The 21586-nt window shown below is 37.7% G+C and carries 17 protein-coding genes, 1 pseudogene and 1 CRISPR repeat array; all 18 genes and pseudogenes read left to right on the top strand.

Features of this window, described 5'->3' with window-relative positions:
- Positions 1-229 precede the first annotated feature (229 nt).
- The 18 genes and pseudogenes from ABHC48_RS04820 to ABHC48_RS04735 all read left to right on the top strand — a co-directional run bounded on the left by ABHC48_RS04820 (position 230) and on the right by ABHC48_RS04735 (position 21502).
- Positions 230-793, top strand: coding sequence for a TetR/AcrR family transcriptional regulator (locus tag ABHC48_RS04820; protein ID WP_195379333.1), 564 nt, complete (start codon positions 230-232; stop codon positions 791-793).
- Positions 794-1152: 359 nt separating this feature from the next.
- A complete protein-coding gene (locus ABHC48_RS04815; protein ID WP_195379332.1) occupies positions 1153-3120 on the top strand; it encodes an oleate hydratase in 1968 nt (655 codons plus the stop codon).
- 330 nt (positions 3121-3450) lie between these two features.
- Positions 3451-4188 carry a CRISPR-associated endoribonuclease Cas6 gene (gene cas6 / locus ABHC48_RS04810; protein ID WP_195379331.1) on the top strand — a complete coding sequence of 246 codons (738 nt, stop codon included), beginning with the start codon at positions 3451-3453 and terminating at the stop codon, positions 4186-4188.
- A complete protein-coding gene (gene cas10, locus ABHC48_RS04805) occupies positions 4181-6517 on the top strand; it encodes a type III-A CRISPR-associated protein Cas10/Csm1 (protein ID WP_173772960.1) in 2337 nt (778 codons plus the stop codon). The genes cas6 and cas10 overlap by 8 nt, the downstream gene beginning before the upstream one ends.
- 1 nt (position 6518) lies before the next feature.
- Positions 6519-6920, top strand: a complete 402-nt coding sequence (gene csm2, locus ABHC48_RS04800) for a type III-A CRISPR-associated protein Csm2 (protein ID WP_173718029.1) — start codon at positions 6519-6521, stop codon at positions 6918-6920.
- 12 nt (positions 6921-6932) lie between these two features.
- Positions 6933-7598 carry a type III-A CRISPR-associated RAMP protein Csm3 gene (gene csm3, locus ABHC48_RS04795; protein WP_173718030.1) on the top strand — a complete coding sequence of 222 codons (666 nt, stop codon included), beginning with the start codon at positions 6933-6935 and terminating at the stop codon, positions 7596-7598.
- 19 nt (positions 7599-7617) lie between these two features.
- Positions 7618-8544: a type III-A CRISPR-associated RAMP protein Csm4 gene (csm4, locus tag ABHC48_RS04790; RefSeq protein ID WP_173718031.1), complete on the top strand. Its 927-nt coding sequence runs from the start codon at positions 7618-7620 to the stop codon at positions 8542-8544.
- The gene (csm5, locus tag ABHC48_RS04785) at positions 8541-9638 is read left to right on the top strand and encodes a type III-A CRISPR-associated RAMP protein Csm5 (protein ID WP_173718032.1); all 1098 of its coding nucleotides are present in this window, start codon (positions 8541-8543) and stop codon (positions 9636-9638) included. The genes csm4 and csm5 overlap by 4 nt, the downstream gene beginning before the upstream one ends.
- A 134-nt stretch (positions 9639-9772) precedes the next feature.
- Positions 9773-10092: direct repeats of the CRISPR family, unit length 35 nt; unit sequence ATTGAGAAATATAAGTCCCCGGTAGGGGACGGAAA.
- A gap of 284 nt (positions 10093-10376) precedes the next feature.
- A pseudogene (locus ABHC48_RS04780) lies at positions 10377-11513 on the top strand (IS110 family transposase); the annotation flags it as partial.
- A 455-nt stretch (positions 11514-11968) separates the two neighbouring features.
- Positions 11969-12970, top strand: a complete 1002-nt coding sequence (gene cas1 / locus ABHC48_RS04775) for a CRISPR-associated endonuclease Cas1 (RefSeq protein ID WP_173718033.1) — start codon at positions 11969-11971, stop codon at positions 12968-12970.
- Complete coding sequence (gene cas2 / locus ABHC48_RS04770) at positions 12948-13286, top strand: CRISPR-associated endonuclease Cas2 (protein WP_173718034.1); 339 nt, start codon at positions 12948-12950, stop codon at positions 13284-13286. Before cas1 ends, cas2 begins: the two co-directional genes overlap by 23 nt.
- A gap of 12 nt (positions 13287-13298) precedes the next feature.
- Positions 13299-14621, top strand: coding sequence for a CRISPR-associated protein Csm6 (locus ABHC48_RS04765; protein ID WP_173718035.1), 1323 nt, complete (start codon positions 13299-13301; stop codon positions 14619-14621).
- An 83-nt stretch (positions 14622-14704) separates the two neighbouring features.
- Positions 14705-15568: a hypothetical protein gene (locus ABHC48_RS04760; RefSeq protein ID WP_173718036.1), complete on the top strand. Its 864-nt coding sequence runs from the start codon at positions 14705-14707 to the stop codon at positions 15566-15568.
- A gap of 128 nt (positions 15569-15696) precedes the next feature.
- On the top strand, positions 15697-16947 hold the full coding sequence (locus ABHC48_RS04755; protein WP_195983069.1) for an ATP-binding protein: 1251 nt from the start codon (positions 15697-15699) through the stop codon (positions 16945-16947).
- 153 nt (positions 16948-17100) lie between these two features.
- Entirely contained in the window at positions 17101-17616 is a 516-nt protein-coding gene (locus tag ABHC48_RS04750; RefSeq protein WP_173716467.1) for a GNAT family N-acetyltransferase, read from the top strand.
- 154 nt (positions 17617-17770) lie between these two features.
- Positions 17771-17965, top strand: coding sequence for a hypothetical protein (locus tag ABHC48_RS04745; RefSeq protein WP_173716468.1), 195 nt, complete (start codon positions 17771-17773; stop codon positions 17963-17965).
- A 77-nt stretch (positions 17966-18042) separates the two neighbouring features.
- Positions 18043-20100, top strand: a complete 2058-nt coding sequence (locus ABHC48_RS04740) for a beta-galactosidase (protein ID WP_173716469.1) — start codon at positions 18043-18045, stop codon at positions 20098-20100.
- 280 nt (positions 20101-20380) lie between these two features.
- Positions 20381-21502, top strand: coding sequence for a linear amide C-N hydrolase (locus ABHC48_RS04735; protein ID WP_173716495.1), 1122 nt, complete (start codon positions 20381-20383; stop codon positions 21500-21502).
- Positions 21503-21586 lie beyond the last annotated feature (84 nt).

The raw sequence follows: 21586 nt of genomic DNA, 5'->3' as shown, positions 1-21586 counted from the left end.
TGCCCTCCACGAAAGGGGGCTTTTCCCATGCATTTCTTTGTGAAAATGGTGTGAAAGCGGCTTTTTCAACAATGCTCCTGTTGACAAAAAATCAAAAAGGATTTATAAAATCCTTAGAGCCTGCAGATTGCAGGAATGATTTTTCAAACACGCTCTAGAATCTGTGCGGACCTCATGGATTGCATGATGCCGTACTGCATAATAAAATCATCAAGAGGAGCACATCTGAATGAACAATATCACAAAAAATGCACTGGAAGAGTCTTTGAAGAAATTTCTCCTTCAGAAGCCTCTGGACAAGATCACCATCAGCGACCTGACTACAGATTGCGGAATTAGCCGAATGGCTTTTTACTATCATTTTAAAGACATTTATGACCTGGTAGAATGGTCCTGTATTGAGGACGCTTCCCGGGCTTTGCAGGGAAAAAAGACTTACGACACCTGGCAGGAAGGGCTTCAGCAGATTTTTGAGGCTGTTTTGGAAAATAAACCATTTATCTTGAACGTGTATCGCTCTGTGAAACGAGAGCAGGTGGAAAATTATCTGTACAGCTTGACCTATCAGCTGATCGAAGGAGTGGTGGAAGAGCAGAGCGAGAATCTGAGGGTTACAGAGGAACAGAAGAAATTTATTGCGGATTTTTACAAATACAGTTTCGTAGGTGTTATGCTTGATTGGATCAAGAGAGGAATGAAGGAAGCCCCAGAAGAAATCGCGAATATGGTCTGCGTGACCATGCATGGAAATATTGGGAATTCTCTGCGGAATATGGAGAAGGAAGGGCAATAAAGATTAAGTTTATCCGGAAAATAAGGGATAACTATGGCATAGCAGCTTTAATCCTGAAAGGGCGGGACATAAAGTTTTCGAAATCAACTTTACAAAGTAAGGCGGATGATAAGTTTTTTGTCATCCGTCTTGTTTTGTAAATTGAGGAAAATTATTTTTTGACGTAGAATACACTCAGAAACAGGAAATACTAAATAAAAGGCAGCAGAATTTCGAATTAGTCAAATAAAAGCTTTTTATCTGAAGGTTAGGAAACAAAACTGAGAAAGCTTAGAAGCTGATTCGAAAAGTTAAAACAAGAATAAACACAGATAGCCGGAAATAATGTAACGGCAAATTTCAGAAAGGTGGTAATTTTTATGTCAAAGAAAAAACATTCCGTATTAGGCATGGCAGCACTTGCCGCAGCAGGTGCAGGAGCAGCAGTTCTGGCAAACAAGAGCCGCGAGGAGAAACAGATCACAGAAGCACACGTAGACCCGAATTACCGCAATACAGAGCGTGGCAAAAATGAGAAAAACAGCAAGGGCATTTATTATACAAACGGTAACTACGAAGCATTTGCCCGCCCGGAGAAACCGGAAGGCGTAGATGACAAGCATGCATATCTGGTAGGAAGCGGACTTGCTTCTCTGGCAGCAGCTTGCTTCCTTGTAAGAGACGCACAGATGCCTGGCGATCACATTCACATTCTGGAATCGATGGACATTGCAGGCGGTGCATGCGACGGTATTTTTGATCCGATGAGAGGATACGTTATGCGAGGCGGCCGTGAGATGGAAAACCATTTCGAGTGCCTCTGGGATCTTTTCCATAGCATTCCATCTCTGGAAAAACCAGGTGCCTCCGTTCTGGACGAGTACTACTGGCTGAACAAACATGATCCAAACTATTCTCTTTGCCGTGCTACTGTAAATCAGGGCAAAGATGCTCACACAGATGGTAAATTCAACCTGAGCCAGAAGGGCTGCATGGAGATCATGAAGCTGTTCTTCACAAAGGACGAGGATCTTTACGATAAGACCATCGAGGATGTATTCGATGATGAGGTTCTGAATTCCACATTCTGGTTATACTGGAGAACCATGTTTGCATTCGAAAATTGGCACAGCGCACTGGAGATGAAGCTTTATATCCAGCGTTTTATCCATCATATCGGCGGACTTCCGGATTTCAGTGCTCTGAAATTCACCAAATACAATCAGTATGAGTCCCTGATCCTTCCAATGAAGAAATATCTGGAGGATGCAGGCGTTGACTTCCAGTTCAACACAGAGGTTACCAATGTAATCTTTGATATCCATGATGGCAAAAAAGTGGCAACTGCCATTGAGTGCAAGGTAAAGGGTGTTGAGAAGGGAATCCTTCTTACTGAGAATGACTACGTATTTGTTACCAACGGAAGCTGTACAGAGGGAACTATCTACGGTGACCAGAACCACGCTCCAAACGGAGATGCTGAGGTTCGTACAAGCGGCTGCTGGAGCCTTTGGAAAAATATTGCAAAACAGGATCCGTCTTTCGGACATCCGGAGAAATTCTGCTCCGACATTGCGAAGACCAACTGGGAATCTGCAACTGTTACCACACTGGATGACAAGATCATTCCTTATATTACCGACATCTGCAAGAGAGATCCAAAGAGCGGCAATGTTGTTACCGGCGGTATCGTAAGCTGCCAGGATTCCAGCTGGCTGTTAAGCTGGACCATCAACCGTCAGGGTCAGTTCAAGGATCAGGACAAAGATAAGGTTTGCGTCTGGGTATATGGTCTCTTCACAGATGTACCTGGCGATTATGTAAAGAAACCGATGAAAGAGTGTACTGGTAAAGAAATCACGGAAGAGTGGCTGTACCATATGGGCGTACCGACGGATCAGATCGAGGATCTGGCTGAAAACAGCGCAGTCTGCGTACCGACCATGATGCCTTACATCACTGCATTCTTCATGCCAAGAGCAAAAGGCGACAGACCGGACGTTATCCCGGATGGCTGCGTGAACTTTGCATTCCTTGGACAGTTTGCTGAGACTCCAAGAGACACCATCTTCACCACAGAATATTCTGTTCGTACCGCAATGGAAGCTGTATACGGACTTATGGGCGTAGATCGTGGTGTTCCGGAAGTATGGGGCAGCGTTTACGATGTAAGAGAACTCCTCGATGCCAGCGTAAAACTTATGGATGGCAGATCCCCACTTGAAATCGAGCTTCCTGGACCGCTGAATCTGGTGAAAAAACCTTTGCTGAAAGCAATCAAGGGAACCTTAGTGGAGAAGGTACTGAGAGACCATGATGTGATTAAGGATTATATGCTGGAGAAATAAGCGGTTGTAAAAATTTTATATGCTGAAACGAGCGAAGAGTCGGAGTGATCCGGCTCTTTGTTTAATAGTAATGAATGAAAGATAGAAGACTGAAAAATGTTGGAATATTGGAGAGTGAAAAAATCAAAGTAGGCATAACCGTTATTTATGTTTTGAGCAGACATAGGTAACGGTTTTTTGTGTCATGTTTTTGCAAGATAATAGATTAGACACTTTAAATAATATAAAAATATACAAAAAATGCAAAAAAACAATGATTTTATAGTGCGTTTGTATTATAATATTTGCATACTTGACCAAAATGATAATTATTTTAACGGAGAATGAAACATGTATGTAGAATTATGCATGGAGTTTGGAAAAACAGAAATAAATTTTCAGCAATCTTCAAATTTACAAGGTGTCATTATGGAGAATATAAGCACGGAGTATGCGGGAATTCTTCATGGAAATCAGCTTAATCCGTATAGTCAATATGTGTCAAAAGAAGAGAACGGTGTAGTTTGGCATATAAAGACTGTTACAGATGAAGCATATAAGAATATTATACTTCCAATGTCCGAGCTGAAAGAGATTACACTAAGAAAACGAGGAATTACAATTGTTCCTGAGAAAAAAACAATACAAATGATGGAAGCGAAAACTCTATTGGATGAGTTTTATGACAAGAAATGCTCTAGGTATTTTGAGGTATATTTTTTAACACCTACAGCATTTAAGCATGATGGAAATTATATTTTTTATCCGGATTTAAGTCTGATATATGGAAGCTTAATGCGTAAATATAGTGCATTTTCACAGCAGATGACAATGGAAGATAAAGACACTTTAGAGGAACTGTGCAGGAGCAGTGAAGTCGTAAATTATCGTTTACAAACAATACCATTTCCATTGGAAAAAATAAACGTGACTGGGTTTGTTGGAAAAATTGGAATTAAAGTGAAAGGTTCAGAGACTATAGCAAGATATATAAGGCTTCTTTTTCATTTCGGGGAATTTTCAGGAGTGGGAATAAAAACTGGAATGGGAATGGGAGCTATAAGATGCGGAGGGAAAAAGGATGAATGATCGAAAAGCGAAGCTGATTATAGGAAGCCTTTTACATGATATTGGAAAAGTAATCTACAGAGAAGGTGGTGACAAAAGAAACCACAGCGTAAGTGGATATGATTACTTAAAAGAAGAAGCTGACATAAAAGAAAAGGAAATTTTGGATTGTGTTAAATATCATCATGCACTGCTATTAAAGAGTGCAAATCTTGAAGATGATAACCTGGCGTATATAACATATATAGCTGATAATATCGCGGCATTTGCAGATAGAAGAGAAAAAGAAAATGTCGATGACAAAGGATTTGAAATCGCGGTTCCACTTCAAAGCATTTTTAATATTTTAAATGGAAATAAACAAGAATATTATTATCAACCGGGAGACATGGATCCGGAAAGTGGAATCAATTATCCGTCAGAAGAGAAGAAAAACTTTTCACAGACATTTTATATAAAAATCCGTCAGAGAATAACGGATAATCTTCGAGGAATAGACTGGAATGATGAATATGTGAATTCCCTGTTGGCTGTAATGGAGGCAAATTTGTCATATGTACCGTCATCTACAGCAAAGGCGGAGCTGGCAGATATTTCATTATTTGATCATGTAAAATTTACAGCAGCAGTAGCCAGTTGCATTTATGATTATTTAAATGCTGGAAAAAAGAATTGTAAGGATGAACTTTTCACGAAAGAGAAAGAATTTTATGACAGACAGGCTTTTTTACTTTGCTCTTTAGATATTTCAGGTATTCAGAATTTTATTTATACAATTACTTCCCAAAATGCATTACGTACATTAAGAGCACGTTCTTTTTATTTAGAAATAATGATGGAGCACATTATTGATACGCTTCTTGAAAAATTAGAATTATCCAGAGCGAATTTATTGTATTCTGGTGGCGGACATTGTTATCTTTTATTGGCAAATACGGAAGATACGCTACATAAATTGGAAGATTGGAAAAAAGAGTTAAAGTTATGGTTCCTAAAGCATTTTCAAAATGAACTGTTCGTTGCATGTGGATATGTCAAATGTAGTGCTAATTCTCTGAGGAATATTCCTGAGGGAAGTTATTCTGAAATGTTTCGCGGGGTGGGAGAAAAACTGTCAGCGGAAAAAATGCATCGATATGAAGCGGACGAAATTATTTGGTTAAATAGCCAAAAGGCTGATGATTATACGAAAGAATGTAAAGTATGTAAGCATGTTGGGAAAGTAAGCGAAGATGGACTATGTCCATTATGCAGTAAAATACAGAAATTATCCAATAATGTATTGTATAGTGATTTCTTTTCTGTCGTATTAGAAGGAGAAGCGGATGGTCTTCCGCTTCCAGGGGGATATTTACTTCTTGCAGATGATGAAAAAACGTTATCAAAACGTATGGAAAAAGATTCATATTTCGTAAGGGTATATGCAAAAAATCAGATGTATACTGGAAAACATATTGCCACAAAGCTTTGGGTAGGAGATTACACTACTGGGGATACATTTGAAAAATTTGCGCAAAAGGCAGAAGGAATTAAACGTATTGGTGTTTTGAGAGCTGATGTGGATAATTTAGGACAGACTTTTGTTGCTGGATTTGCTGGAAAATATGCGACATTGTCAAGAACAGCAGCACTTTCAAGGCAGTTATCAATTTTCTTTAAATATTATATTCGTTCAATTTTAAAAAATGGAGAGTATCATATTGATGGAGAAAAGAAGTTGACAGAAAGAAATGCAACTATTGTATATTCAGGTGGAGATGACGTATTTATTGTAGGTGCGTGGAATGAGGTAATCGAGCTATCAATTGATTTACAGGAAAAATTTAAAAAATACACGCAAGGAACCTTGTCAATATCGTCTGGAATTGGAATTTATGAATGTACATATCCGATAGGTGCCATTGCGAATGAAACTGGGGAAATGGAAGCGGAGTCAAAAAGAATGCCTGAAAAAGATTCTGTGACGTTAATGGATGATGGTGAGACGCATTTGATTAATGAACTTGAAATATGCGATGGTACTTATCGGTGGGAAGAATTATATAAGAGTGTTCTTGGAGAAAAATATGATGTAATTCAAGATTTTCTTGGAGAATCAGATGAAAGAGGAATGTCATTCTTATACCGCATGCTGGAACTGATCCGAAATCAGAAGGAGAAAATTAACTTTGCAAGATTTGTCTATCTTCTGTCTCGCTTGGAGCCAGATAAAGAAGGTGAAAAGAAAGAAAAATATCGCAAGTTTTCCAGAAAAATGTATCAATGGGTGCAATCTGAAAAAGACTGTAGAGAATTGAAAACAGCAATAAATCTATATGCTTATATGCACAGAGAGAAGGGGGCTCATTAATATGCGAATAAATGAGAAAAATTATGTCGATAAGGCTGAAAAAGTAATTTCGGATCTGGCAGAAGAATCAAAGGTGAAGAACAGAGGGCGTGTAAATATTGTAACGACCTCTAAACTTCGAAATCTTCTGGCAATGACAGCTGATATATATAATCAGGTATTACTTTATCCGTCGGAGAGGCTTGATGATGAACTGCTAGGAAGAATAGAATATTTAAGAGTTCGGGTTATGTATGAATGTGGGCGTGATAATGAGCACAAGGTAGAAAAGTTTATAAAAAAGGCTGAAATAATTGAATGTTTGAAAGAAATTGGTGCAAGTAAAAAGAACTATTTGCTTTTTAGTCGATATATGGAAGCTCTTATTGCATTTCATAAGTACTATGGTGGAAAAGAACAGTAAAGGGGGAGCATTATGTACGCAAAAATTAGAATTAATGGGGATATTTTAGTGAAAACCGGTATGCATATTGGAGGAAGCAGTGCTTTTGCGGCAATTGGAGCAGTTGATTCTCCAATAGTAAGGGATGTAAGATCAAATCTTCCATTGCTTCCTGGAAGTTCTTTAAAAGGCAAAATGAGGAGTTTACTTGCTAAGGAATTTAATGAAAGTCTTCAGGATCCAGATAATGATCATGAAAGAATTGTACGTTTATTTGGTTCAGCTAAGAAGGGAAACGTAAAGCGAAGCAGGCTGTTATTTTCAGATATGGTATTGGCGAATGAAGGAGAATTAAGACGAGCAGGTCTGCAGAGTATGACCGAGGTGAAATTTGAGAATTCGATTTCCAGACTTACTGCAGTAGCAAACCCAAGACAAATAGAGAGAGCTGTTCGAGGTTCTATTTTTGAGTTAGATTTAATATACGAAGTGGAAGATGAAAAAGAAATGATAGAAGATGTGGAAACGCTGGCAGAGGGTATGCGCTTGCTTCAATACGATTATATTGGAGGAAGTGGTTCACGGGGATATGGGAAAATTGCATTTGAGAATATAATTGCGGAAACTGTTGTAGGTGAGGTAAGTGAAGAATTATTGGCGCAGTGTAATAAGATATTATCACAAGCAATTCAGGAGTGAATTCTGAAAGGAGAAAACATTGAATTACACAAGTTATCGTTTGGAATTCTTTAATGGAGTACGATTTGGACATGGGAATCTCGACAGTACAGATATATCATTTCATGCAGATACTCTTTTTTCGGCTCTTTATCAGGAAGCATTAAAATTAAATAAGGAAAATTTATTTTTGGAATTTGTAGAAAATGATAGGTTATTATTTTCAGATGGATTTCCCTATATTGGAAAGGAATATTTTATTCCAAAACCAATGTTAAAAATTGAACGAAAAAGTTCAGCTTCGCGTGGAGATTCGAGAGAAAAAAAGTTGATTAAAAATATGAAATATATTCCAGTAGAGCTTTTGGAAGAATACATAAATGGAGATTTTCCGTTAGATCAAATGGATTTACTCCATAATCTAGGAAAATCAGGAATGAGAGTATCTGTTGGAATCAGTGGCAATGAGGATCCAGAGCCATATAGAGTAAATGCTTTTTATTTCAATGATGGAAACGGGCTATATATTATAGTTGGTTTTCAGGATGAAAAAGTGAAAAATTTGTTTGAAGAATTATTAGAAAGTTTATCGTATACTGGAGTTGGAGGAAAGAAGAGCACAGGATTAGGGCGCTTTGAATATCAGGAAAGTGAAATTTCTACAAATTTAGAAAAAAAATTACAAAAAGCTGGAAAAATAAATATATTGCTTTCTACTGCGATGGCAGCAGATATGGAGCTGGAGAAGATTCTTGATTGTGCCTATTATAGTCTGTTAAAGCGAGGGGGCTTTATAGATTCGGAAAAATATGCAGAACAACAGATGAGAAAACAGGAAAGATATGTTTTTATACCGGGATCTTGTTTTCAGCAAGTATTTAAAGGAACTGTGATAACAGAAAAGAATCGTGGAACACACCCTATATTCAGATATGAGAAAGCACTTTTTCTGGGGGTAGACATATGAAAAGAGTATTAAAAACATATCAGTTAGAATTAGAGGTATGCGGACCTGTTTATGTCGGAAGTGGCATGGAAATTCAGAAAAAGGAATATCTTTTTTTGAATAGAAATACAGTTGGTATTATAGATATTGATAAGTTGTATATGTTAGCCAAGAAAAAGCACTTGGAAATTGAGTTTGAAAAATTTATGGTTGTAGATGGAAGAGAAGATTTGAAGCATTGGGTTGAAAGAAATCGAATTTCTCTGGATGAAATCAAGTGCTGTATGAAGTATAAAATAAATGTAGGAGATATTCAGATGGAAAAAGGGCGCATGCAAATTATGAATTTCATGCGAGATCCTTATGGAAATCCATATATTCCTGGCAGTTCAATAAAGGGAATGCTTCGTACAATTTTACTTGCAGCAGATATTATGAAAAATCCACTGTACTATAAACAAGATGTCCAGAAGATAAAAATGGAATTGGATGGACCGATTAGAAATAGAAATATTTTACAAAAAAATATAGGGGGAATTGAAGAAAAAGCATTTCATAAATTAAATAGAACAGAAAAAAGCAAAGATGCAGTGAATGATATTATGTCAGGAATTATAATCAGTGACAGTAAACCACTGAGCAATGAAGATATGATACTTTGTCAGAAATGGGAATATCATATCGATGGTAGCAGCAAAACACTAAATCTGCTTCGTGAATGTGTCAAGCCAGGAACTGTGATAAAGACGAGTATGAAAGTTGACGAATCAATCAATCAGATTACAAGTGAGAAAATTATGGAAGCAGTAAAAAAATTTTATCAATTTTACTATAGTGTATTTCAGAGCAAATATCCTATTGCAGATCAGATGTTTGATGAAACGGTATTTCTTGGTGGCGGAAGTGGATTTGTCTCAAAAACTGTGATATATTCTCTGTTAGGAGAAAGAGAAGGAGTTCAAGCTGTGCAGGATATTTTTGATAAAACTTACGTGCCAAAGGAACATAAGCATTACAAAGATTGCAGACTGGGAGTTTCTCCTCATGTCCTAAAATGTACGAAATATTGTGGGAAAACTTATATGATGGGGCAATGTAAATTCAAAATATATTAGTTTTCCCGCGCACCGCATAAAATAGGCATTTGGAGAGTTTCTTATAATGAAAAATAAACTTATATTTCTGAAAAATCATTTCCCACGCAAATTGCGTAATACAGTCAGTGTTTACAAGGAATTGCGGAGATGGTATTGAGAAATATAAGTCCCCGGTAGGGGACGGAAACTAGTTCCTACTATTGTTACTACTCCAATAAATATTGAGAAATATAAGTCCCCGGTAGGGGACGGAAATGTTTCCTTTACTGATGTATAGTAAGAGTTGACCATCTATTGAGAAATATAAGTCCCCGGTAGGGGACGGAAATGATGGAAAATCAGTGATTTCGGATTTTACATGAACAATTGAGAAATATAAGTCCCCGGTAGGGGACGGAAACGGATTCAAACCCGCGTGCGAAGTTAAAACCGGAACAATTGAGAAATATAAGTCCCCGGTAGGGGACGGAAACCCGTATGCCATTTTCAACGAATCATGAAAGCTTATCACAGCCTATAATGAAAATAGAGGATTGACCTCCACTACTTTTTTTACTTCCTGCCTTGTTTTACAATAGTTATTGACAGGATTAAGTTTGATTGTACCTTGGAGGATTTTCACCCCGTTTTTCAACGTAAATGTTTTGCCCTTGAGTACAGCATATTGTCGCATCTTTTACAGATAGCACGAGTAGCAAAGTCCATATTATCTCGGGCAAATCTCCTGTCAATTCTATTATAAAGGAGGCTGTCTGTATGAAAGATCTTTTAGAAATTTCCTGTGGTTTGGATATCCACAAAGAAAAAATTGTTGCATGTATCCTAACTGGTCCATTAGGTAAACCTACTCACTCTGAAATTCGTGAATTTACCACTTTAATTCCTGATATGCTTGCTTTACGAGACTGGATCATTTCAGAGAATTGCCATCATATTGCAATGGAAAGCACTGGCATTTATTGGATTCCAATTTACGAAATATTAGAAGATGCTTTCTCTGGAGATATCACTTTATTAGTTGTTAATGCCCGCCATATGAAGAACGTTCCTGGCAAAAAAACTGATATGCGTGATTCTGAATGGATTTCTACATTACTACGTGCAGGACTCCTTAATGCAAGTTTTATTCCAGAAAAAAGGATTCGTGAATTTCGTGATTTAAACCGTTATCGCAAGAGTATTATCCGCGATATTACTTCCCAGAAAAACAGGGTTGAAAAATTCCTGCAGAGTTCCGGTTTTCGTCTGTCTTCTTTTATTTCTGATATTTTTGGTGCTTCCGGCAGAAACATTATTCTACATTTGATGGAACATGGACAGATTGATAAAATATCTTTGGATTCTTATCTCAAAACAAAAACCAGAAAACGCATTGATGAAATCCTCATGTCTGTAAATGGGACTCTTTCAGAACATCAAAAATCTTTCTTAAAAATCCTCATGTGTCATTATGATTCCATGAAAGAGCATCTTATTGAAATTGAAACTCATCTTCAGGAAGATATGCTTCCATTCGCTTTACAAATTGAACAGTTAAATACTATCTATGGAATAAGTACAACTGCTTCCTGTGCAATCATTGCCGAAATCGGTACAGATATGAAACCATTTAAAACTGCAGAACACATCTGTTCATGGGCCGGTCTGTGTCCCGGCAATAACGAGAGTGCCGGAAAAAGAAAAAGTACCTCTATCACAAAAGGCAATCCTTATATAAAAAGTATGCTTTGTGAGATTGCCTGGGTAATTGCCGGCAAACGAAACACATATCTTTCAGCCTGGTATTGGAGAATCAAGCAGAAAAAAGGAGCCAGAAAAGCCATTGTTGCTCTTGCTCGTAAATTACTTGTTATCATTTATACAATGCTAAAACAAGGCACTAATTTTGATGAAAACTGTTTTGAAGTCAGGCGCAAAAACTGTGAGCAAAAACAACTTTCCCGTTATATACGAGAATTAGAAAAACATGGCTATACGGTTGAAGCTCAAGTATAATCCATCTTTTGTACAAATCATATTTCACTGCTGGCAGCCATTATTATGACTGCTTTATAGTGATGCTTTCATAATTGTTGAAAACATTTGTTGTCAAGGTTCAAGTCTTGGCTGCGATTTTTATTTTCGTAGCAAAGTACAGAATGCCGAATGCCATTGAGAAATATAAGTCCCCGGTAGGGGACGGAAACACTTCTTGTAATTCTCCAACGAAATCTTTTTTACTATTGAGAAATATAAGTCCCCGGTAGGGGACGAAAACCATTCGTCTACAATTCTCTGATTGTCTTTTGGCGTGTTATTGAGAAATATAAGCCCCCAATAGGGGACGAGAAAAACAAAGGGGGAACACAATGGGATTACTTTATGTTAATGAAAATGGAGCTCAGATTGGTTATGAAGCAAATAAATGTGTAGTAAATTATAAAGATGGTTTGAAAAAATTGATTCCTATTGAATCTCTAGAGGGTATCACTATTATGGGGCAATCACAGATGACGGCAAAATGTACCGAAGAATGTCTGAAAAGAGGAATTCCGGTCGTCTATTTTTCAAAAGGTGGGGTATACTTTGGTCGTGTAATGTCTACAAGCCATATAAACGCTGGAAGACAAAGAATGCAAAGTGCACTATATGACACAGAATTCGCGGTAGAACTTGGAAAAAGAATTTTAAGCGCAAAGATTAAAAATCAGAGTGTTGTATTGAGAAGATATGAAAAAAGTCGAAATATACGTCTTGAGGAAGAACAAAAAATGTTAAGTATATGCAGAGGAAAAATAGAAAATTCCAGACGTATTGAAGAAATTATCGGCTATGAAGGGCAAGCTGCGAAGTTCTATTTTAGAGGTCTTTCAAAGTGCATTGAGAGAGAATTTCAGTTTAACGGAAGAAGTAGACGCCCACCAAAAGATGAATTTAATTCAATGATCAGTTTAGGGTACTCTATTTTGATGAATGAATTATACTGTAAAATAGAAATGAAGGGGTTAAATCCATACTTCGGATTTATACATAGAGATGCTGAAAAGCATCCCACATTGGCAAGTGATATGATGGAAGAGTGGCGCGCTGTTATTGTGGACGCAACGGTTATGAGCATGATAAATGGGCATGAAATTTCAAAAGAAGATTTTGTTTTCAACTTGGAGCAACCAGGTTGCTATTTAACAAAGACTGGATTAAAATTATATTTGAATAAACTGGAACGTAAATTTCAGACAGAAATTCGATATTTAAAATATGTAGATTATCCTGTAAGCTTTCGTCGTGGAATTTTATTGCAAATGGAGCAGTTAACCAAAGCAATTGAGAAGGGAGATGCTTCTTTGTATGAACCAATTGTTATTCGATGATGAGGAATATTATTTTCAGATAACAGATGAACTGGAAAGTGACCGTCAATTTATCTTGATAATTTATGATATTGTTGACAATAAGCGTCGAACCAAGTTTGCCAAATTATTAGAAGGATATGGAAAACGGGTTCAAAAATCAGCATTTGAGGCAATGCTTTCAGAAAAAAATTATTACAAGCTGATTGATCAGATTCCAGCATACATTGACCGAAATGGAGAGGATAGTGTGCGGGTTTACAAAATTACAGGAAAGGGAAAAGTCAAGTCCTGGGGAATAGAGCCTGTTTCTGAGGAAGAGATAATTTTAGTATAGAGGAAAATGAAAATGGGAAAGAAGTATTTATTTTCACCAGTAGGAAATACGGATCCAATTAAGTATTTTCATGATGGTTCATTACTGCACATATGTAGACATTACCAGCCAGATGTTGTTTATTTGTATTTGTCTAAAGAAATGATTGAGAATCATAAAAAAGATAATCGATATGTAAGATCAGTGGAGTTATTGAGTGAAAAAATCAACCATAACATTGAAGTCCATGTGATTGAAAACAGTGATATGATTGACGTTCAGCAATATGATGTATTCTTTACTGAATTTCGAAAAATTATAGGAGAAATTGAAAAACAGAAGAACAACGAAGATATATTGTTGGTAAATATGGCATCGGGAACACCGGCAATGAAAAGTGCTCTCCTGGTTATGGCAACATTAGCTGAATATAGATTTATTCCAATACAGGTTTCCACACCAAAGAAAAAAGGAAATCTGGAATACGAAGACAGAGACGATTATGATGTTGAAACAAACTGGGAACTGAACGAAGATAATAGAAGCGAGGCGGAAAATCGATGCCATGAAATAAAGTGTATGAACTTAATGCGCTTGTTAAAGATTGATATTATAAAAAAGCATTTGCTTTCTTATGATTATCGTGCTGCTTTAGAAGTGGGAAAAGATATAAAGGATGATATTAGTCCAGAAATTTATAACTGGCTAGAAGCAGCGGCGGCAAGATCGGTATTAGATTGGAATAAAATGAACAAAGCGCTTCCAAAGGGAAATGGTATTGTTACGCCAGTGAAAACAGATGATGTTAAACGCTCCCTCTTTGAATATACTTTAATTTTGGATTTGAAGCTAAAAAGAGGAGAATATGCGGATTTTATTCGAGCGTTTACGCCTTTGGGTGTTGATCTAATGGAATCTGTAATTGAGCAATATTGTGAAGTGAACATTTCGGATTATTATAAGGGAAAGAATTCTGCTAAGCAGTGGAATCAGAGAAAACTGGAAAGTAGTGAAATATTGCCGCTTTTGCAAGGTGATTTTTCTCGGTTTAATTTTGGACCAGTATATTCTATTCAATTAGTTAATTTAATAGAAGCGAAGTGTTCTGATGACTTATTGAAACAACGAGCAAGAGAGTTGGTTACAGTGGAACAAAACACACGAAATATTGCCGCTCATAATATTGTATCTGTGACAGAGAAATGGGTCAAAGAACAGACCGGAAAAAGTGTATCAGAAATTATGTGGCTTATAAAATACATTTGTTCGCGAGTGAAGATTAATATCAGAGAGGAAAATTGGAATTCATATGATAAAATGAATACTCATATTATAAAGCTGCTAGATGAATTATGATAACGTTTAAAGCAATATGAGGCTGTAATTGTAATATCCATTTACGGTGTAATAATTCTATTAAAACTGAGGGAGACTTCAAAATGAAGAGAATACCTATTACCCCATTTCTTATTCTCGCTGCGCTATTTACAGTTATAGGTGCCTCAGTTTATATGGAAGCTGAGGCAGAGAAACGTAAGCAGGAAGAACTGCAACGACAGCAGGAGGAGTATTTGGAGAAGTATGAAAAGGCGGAGAATGCTATTCTGATGCAGGATTATAATACCGCAGTAGAGCTATTGGAGAATTTGCCAGAGAACTTTAAGGACAAGGAATATGTTTTGGTTTATGCAAAGTATTGTAAAAGTGTAGCCGATGGAGAAACAATACATACGCAGTATCGGATAACGTGGGAGTTGCCTCATGAAGGTGATATGTATACGGGAGATTTTGCAGAAGAAATGAAAATTGCCAGGGAAACAGCAGCTAAGGAGAATGAAGCAGAAGAACGGCGGTTAAAGAAGGAGAAAGAAAAGAAAGAGCGAGAAAAAATCAAGCAAGATCAGCCGTATAGAGGAATGGATGAGAAATACATTACAAGTACTATCTGGGGTTTTTATGATAAAAAAGAGTCAGAAAATTACAGAGATAGTAATGGACAGGTGAAAGTGCAGAATACGTATAAGTGGAAGGGAAGCGATGGCGCGTACAGAAATGGAGCAGTCTGCCGGGATGGAAAAGTTACGGACCTTATACGATATGTACAGAAATCTTCTTCTAGTTATAGTAGTTCTTCCAATAAATATTCGTCACGCAGTAAATCCTCTTCCAACAATAAATTGTCACAGAAAAAAGATGAATATGATGTATATGATTATGATGATCCAGAGGATTTCTATTATGATCATGAAGATGATTTTGACGAATATGGAGATGCGGAGGATTACTGGGATGAGGCTCAATAAAGCTACTTCGATATAATGATAGAAATAATTGAAATCAATCAAAAAAACAATCGTAAAAAAATACGATTGTTTTTTTGCGCGTTTTTGCATATAATAATAGAAATATAATTGAAAAGGAGCTGAATCGTATGAAGGAAACACGAACAATGGAGTTTAAAGAAACTGTCACAAATACTTTTTTGAAAACTGTTAGTGCCTTTTCAAATTACAATGGCGGCATGATTCTTTTTGGCGTTGATGATAATGGTGTTGCCAAAGGGTTACCAGATGAAAAGCAATCATGTCTGGATATTGAAAATAAAATTAACGATAGTATTTACCCTCAACCAGACTATACACTTGAGGTGCAGCAGGATCATATAATTAAACTGGTTGTCAAAAGTGGCGTTCATAAGCCTTATTTGTATAAATCCAAGGCGTATAAAAGAAACGATACTGCTACGATAGAAGTAGACACGCTGGAACTGTCAAGACTGATCCTGGAGGGGAAAAATATAAGATTTGAAGAGCTTCCGTGCAAAGATCAGGAATTATCGTTTGAAATCTTATATCATAAATTAAAAGAATGCATTCAGCTTGAGACTTTTGATCAGGATACTTTAAAAACATTGAATTTATATAATAATACGAATGGATATAATAATGCAGCAGGTCTTCTGGCTGACGAAAACCATTTTCCAGGGATTGACATTATGAAGTTTGGCGAAAATATCAGCATTATTCAGAGGAGAGCAACCTTTGAAAATATATCAATTCTTGAAGTATACGATAAGACAATTGATATATTCAGAGATTACTATCAATATGAAGTAATTGAGGGGGCTGACAGGAAAAAGGTAGAAAAAATACCAGAGGCTGCGTTCAGAGAGGCGGTTGCAAATGCGTTGATCCACAGAGCCTGGGACATAGAGGCCAGAATCAGAATTTTAATGTTTGATGACAGGATAGAAATTGTTTCTCCAGGCGGGTTGCCATCTGGAATAACAGAAGAGGAATATTTAGCTGGGAAATTATCTGTTTTAAGAAATAGAAATCTTGCAAATGTATTTTATCGGCTGGGGTTTGTTGAGATATTTGGAACTGGAGTTATGAGAATCAAACAACTATATGAAGATGGATTCAGTAAACCAGATTTTGAAGTATCAGAAAATTCTATTAAGATTGTACTCCCGAATTTTGAAAAAGATGTGGACTTAACGGAAGATGAAAGAATTGTATATAAAATTTTGAGCAAGAATTTGATGAAATCAATTAGTGAAATTGCACCATATATTCCTTTTGGAAAATCCAAGACAACGCAGTTGCTGAAGAGTATGGGACAAAAAGGCATTATAACAGTTGAGGGCAGAGGAAGAGGTACAAAATATATCATAAGATAAAGTGGTGGTCTTTTATGTTGCTATAAGGAGTCGCTGTCGGTTACTCCATTCACGGTAAGTAATTTGCAATGTATGGAAATAAAACTTCGCCAGATTTTTCAACAAAAAGAGAAGAGTACACTGATAGATAAGCTGAAATTGAGGAGAACCATTATGGAAAACAAAATTATCGTAAGAAAATACGAGGAAAAAGATCTTCCAGCTATGATCCGCATCTGGAATGAGGTTGTGGAAGATGGCGTGGCATTTCCACAGGAAGAATGTTTGGATGAGAAAACCGGCGCGGAGTTTTTCGCAGCGCAGACTTATACGGCGGTAGCCGAGAACAGGGAGAACGGACAGGTCTTGGGATTATATATTCTTCATCCGAACAATGTAGGCCGCTGCGGACACATCTGCAACGCCAGCTACGCCGTATCCCACGGTAACCGCGGACTTCATATTGGAGAAAAGCTGGTAAAAGATTGCGTAGCCCAGGGAAAAGTGCATGGTTTCCGTGTACTGCAGTTTAACGCAGTTGTGGCGGGCAATGTTCATGCAAGACATCTTTATGAGAGAGTTGGATTTCGCCAGCTGGGTGTGATTCCGGGAGGATTCAGATTGAAAAATGGGGAGTATGAGGATATCTGTCCGTATTATATTGAACTCATTAACACCGTTGATAAGTAGCGAACAAGATCGGAAAGATACTATAAAAATAGCTATATTACTTGCAAAACAGGATACCAGAGTAACCGCAGAAAAGACCGTAGCAATATTATATACAATGGCGGATAAGTTTTTGCGGGGAAGTGATTTGGAAGAGCTAAAGGAGGTTGTAGCGATGACAAGATTAGGTCAGATGTTGTACGATGATGGATTAAAAGCTGGAAAAAGTGAAGGAAGAGTAGAAGGAAGTGATAGAATGGCATCATTAACCAAGAAGCTTTTGGAAGCTGCTAGAATGGCTGACTTGCAACTGGCGTTGGACGATCCTGGATATCGTGAAAAACTGATGGATGAATATGGAATAAAATAAAGTGAATTAAGCGAAGCGAAGAGTCGGAGAATTCCGACTCTTTGTTTCAAAAGAATTGAATTAAAAAGGAGCAGAATATGAGAAAACCACAAAATTTTCAATGGAAAGAAATGACCATGGGAACCTGTTATTATCCGGAGCATTGGAGTAGAGAACTGTGGCAGGATGATTTACAGAGAATGAAGGCGGTAGGGATTACCGTGATCCGTGTGGCAGAGTTTGCCTGGAACAAAGTGGAGCCGGAAGAGGGCGTTTTTACCTTTGATTTCTGGGATGAATTTATGGAGTTATGTAAACAGGAAGAAATGCAGGTGATTTTTGGAACACCTACTGCCACACCACCAGCGTGGCTTACGGAAAAATACCCGGAAGTTTTAAATTGCCGTCAAGATGGAGTTCCATATCGTCATGGAGCCAGAAGACATTACAATTACAATTCACCAAAATATAGAGAATTATCTGCAAGGATCGTAGAAAAGCTGGCGCAGCATTACGGCAAACATCCGGCAATTGTGGGATGGCAGATTGACAATGAACTGAATTGTGAGGTGGATGAATTTTATTCAGAGGCAGATTCTGTTGCCTTTCGTAATTTTGTGAAAGAAAAGTATAAAACTCTGGATAACCTCAACGAAGCATGGGGAACTGTTTTCTGGAATCAGACCTATACAGACTGGGAGCAGATTTATGTTCCGCGACCGGTGTTAAATAATGGTTGCAATCCACATCTCAGGCTGGATTATTACCGCTTTATTTCAGAAAGTACAATTTCTTTCTGTAAAATGCAGGCAGAAATAATCTCGAAATATAAGAAAGACGGAGACTATATCACCACAAATGGTATGTTCTGGAATCTGGATAATCACAAGATGGCAGAGGAATGCCTGGATGTTTATACATATGATTCCTATCCAAGTTTTGCATTTGGGTTGAACAGAGATCCGAAGACCGCGAAAGACTTGAATGACCGTCATTGGAGTAAAAATCTAACGGAAGTACGTTCCATATGTCCTCATTTTGGTATTATGGAACAGCAGTCTGGGGCAGGTGGATGGACTACAAGAATGGAAGGTCCGGCACCAAGACCTGGTCAGCTTACACTTTGGGCAATGCAGAGTGTAGCCCATGGCGCAGATTATATTTCTTTTTTCAGGTGGAGAACCTGTACTTTTAGTACAGAAATGTACTGGCATGGAATTTTGGATTATGACAATCGGGATAACCGTAAGCTGGCAGAGGTAAAAGACTTTTATAATAAATTAAAGTGTCTGGATGAAGTTTGCGGAGCGGATTATACAGCTGCATTTGGAGTATTAAAAGACTACGACAATATGTGGGATACGAATGTAGATGTATGGCATAGAAGGGTGGAAGCGCAGAGCTCAGAAGAAATCTTTATTGCTTCTGAAATTTATCACACCCCATATAATACGTTATATCTGAACGAGGATACAGATATAAAGGAATTGCAGAAATATCCGGTGCTCATCTATGCACATCCTGTTATCATGACGGGAAAAAGAGCTGCTTTACTTAAAGAATATGTAGCAAATGGCGGAATCCTGATCATAGGCTGCCGTTCCGGATATAAGCAGGAAAATGGCAAATGTGTTATGCTTCCGCAGCCCGGACTTTTGCAGAAAATTACTGGTTCAGATGTGAGAGATTTTACATTCACAAGTCCAGCAGAGCCGTCTGTCACCGCCAACTGGGACGGTCAGACGATTGACATGCCAATATTTAACGACATTATGGAGCCTGTAGAGGAGGGAGAAACTCTGGCTTTCTACGACAATAGCTATTACGCAGGAAAACCAGCCGTAATCAGAAAGAATACAGGAAAGGGATATGCAATTCATTTTGGCAGTACTTTTTCCAGAGAAAGCATGAAGGTGCTGTTAGAATACACAGGAATTCTGGAACCATTCCAGGCTATGCTTGAAGCTCCACAGGAGGTGGAAGTCATTCAGCGTGTGAAAGGAAATAAGAAATACTTCTTTGTCCTGAACTATATGGGTTCAGAACAAAAAATTGTGCTGAAAAAGCAGATGCGGTCCTTATATGATAATGTAATTGCAAATGGTGAAATCTGCATGAAACCGTATGAGACAATAGTTTATGAAGTTTTGGAATGAAACAGGAAAATGTTTTTGAAAATATGAAATTAAATAAATCAGAAATAGTTAAACGAAGAGTCGGAGAAATCCGGCTCTTTGTTGTTTATAAGGTAGTGAGCCAAATTCATAGAACGCGTTTGATTTCAGTTTTTAAACGCGCCATGGTTAGGGGTTAGGTTATGAATAAAACAGGTTAATTCAACAGAAAAACAAGTCATATCCAATAATTATCTTGCATACCTATTATTTAATCCAGTATAATGATTATATCAAAAATATTACAGGAGGGGGGATGCAGATGAAGACACAATCGAAGAAACGTAAGATAATCCGTACGGTTTTACTGGTGATTCTTTTGCTTCTGATAGTGGCTGCGGGTGGTTTTATTTCAGTGTATGAGGGTCGCTTTCAAACCATAAGCAGTATTCAGAAAGTGACAGATTACGACGAGTATAATCTGTATCGCATGGATGTGAAATATGATTATGATCTGGATCGACTGATCGAATACGGCATAACAGATAACCAGAGCTTTGTTGATGCCATTGTGAAAGAGGCACTTCCTATCTTGCCAGTACATATTAAAGCACCGGATTTTGGTTGCAGTGCTTTTACCCTGCAGGAAGCAGACGGAAATGTGCTGATGGGCAGAAACTATGATTTCAAACGGGATACTTCCGCAATGCTGGTTTACTGTGAACCGAAGGGTGGTTACAAATCCGTGGCTTTCGCAGCATTGGATAATATCTCTGCAAATATTCCGGATGCGAGTATGAAGAAAAAGCTTGCCACATTAACAGCACCATTTATCTGCCTGGACGGCATGAATGAAAAAGGGGTATCTATTGCAGTCCTTACTTTGGACAGCGAACCGGTTCACCAGAATACAGGCAGGCCGGTGATCGGAACCACGCTTGTGATCCGTTTGATTCTGGACCGCGCGGCAACTACAGAAGAAGCCGTAGAGCTTCTGAACCAGTATGACATGTTTGCTACAAGCGGCAGAGATTATCACTTTTATATCACAGATGCTTCCGGTGATGGCAGAGTAGTGGAGTATGACTGTGAAAGCGAAACCAGAGAAATGGTTGCCACACCAATTCGTTCCATCACGAATTTCTTTGGACTCTATAAGGATAAAGTCCTTCCGAATCAGAAGAATGGCATTTACGGTCACGGAAAAGAGCGGTATGACAAAATGGAAGCTATTTTTGACTATGAGGAAGTTTACACCAGTGATGTTGCATGGGAGGCTTTGAAGGCCGCATCACAGGAGCCGTCAGAGGAGGAAGTTACCAGTAATACCCAGTGGTCTATTGTTTATGATGATACCAATCTCACCGCAGAAATTGCCCTTCGGAGAAACTGGGATGATGTGATCGGGTATAATCTGAAGGATAACACGATTACATTAAAATAATAACATAGAGCCTGTTTCAAACATAATCCGGTAGTCTTAAAGGAAGAGAAAGACACGTGAACCAGAAGTTCAATATAAGGTTTT

Origin of the sequence: Ruminococcus sp. 1001136sp1, assembly GCF_039841815.1 — a bacterium.
Lineage (GTDB): Bacteria > Bacillota > Clostridia > Lachnospirales > Lachnospiraceae > Blautia_A > Blautia_A faecis.
Note: the sequence above shows the minus strand (reverse complement) of the source record. Positions and strands in the feature narration are given on the sequence as shown.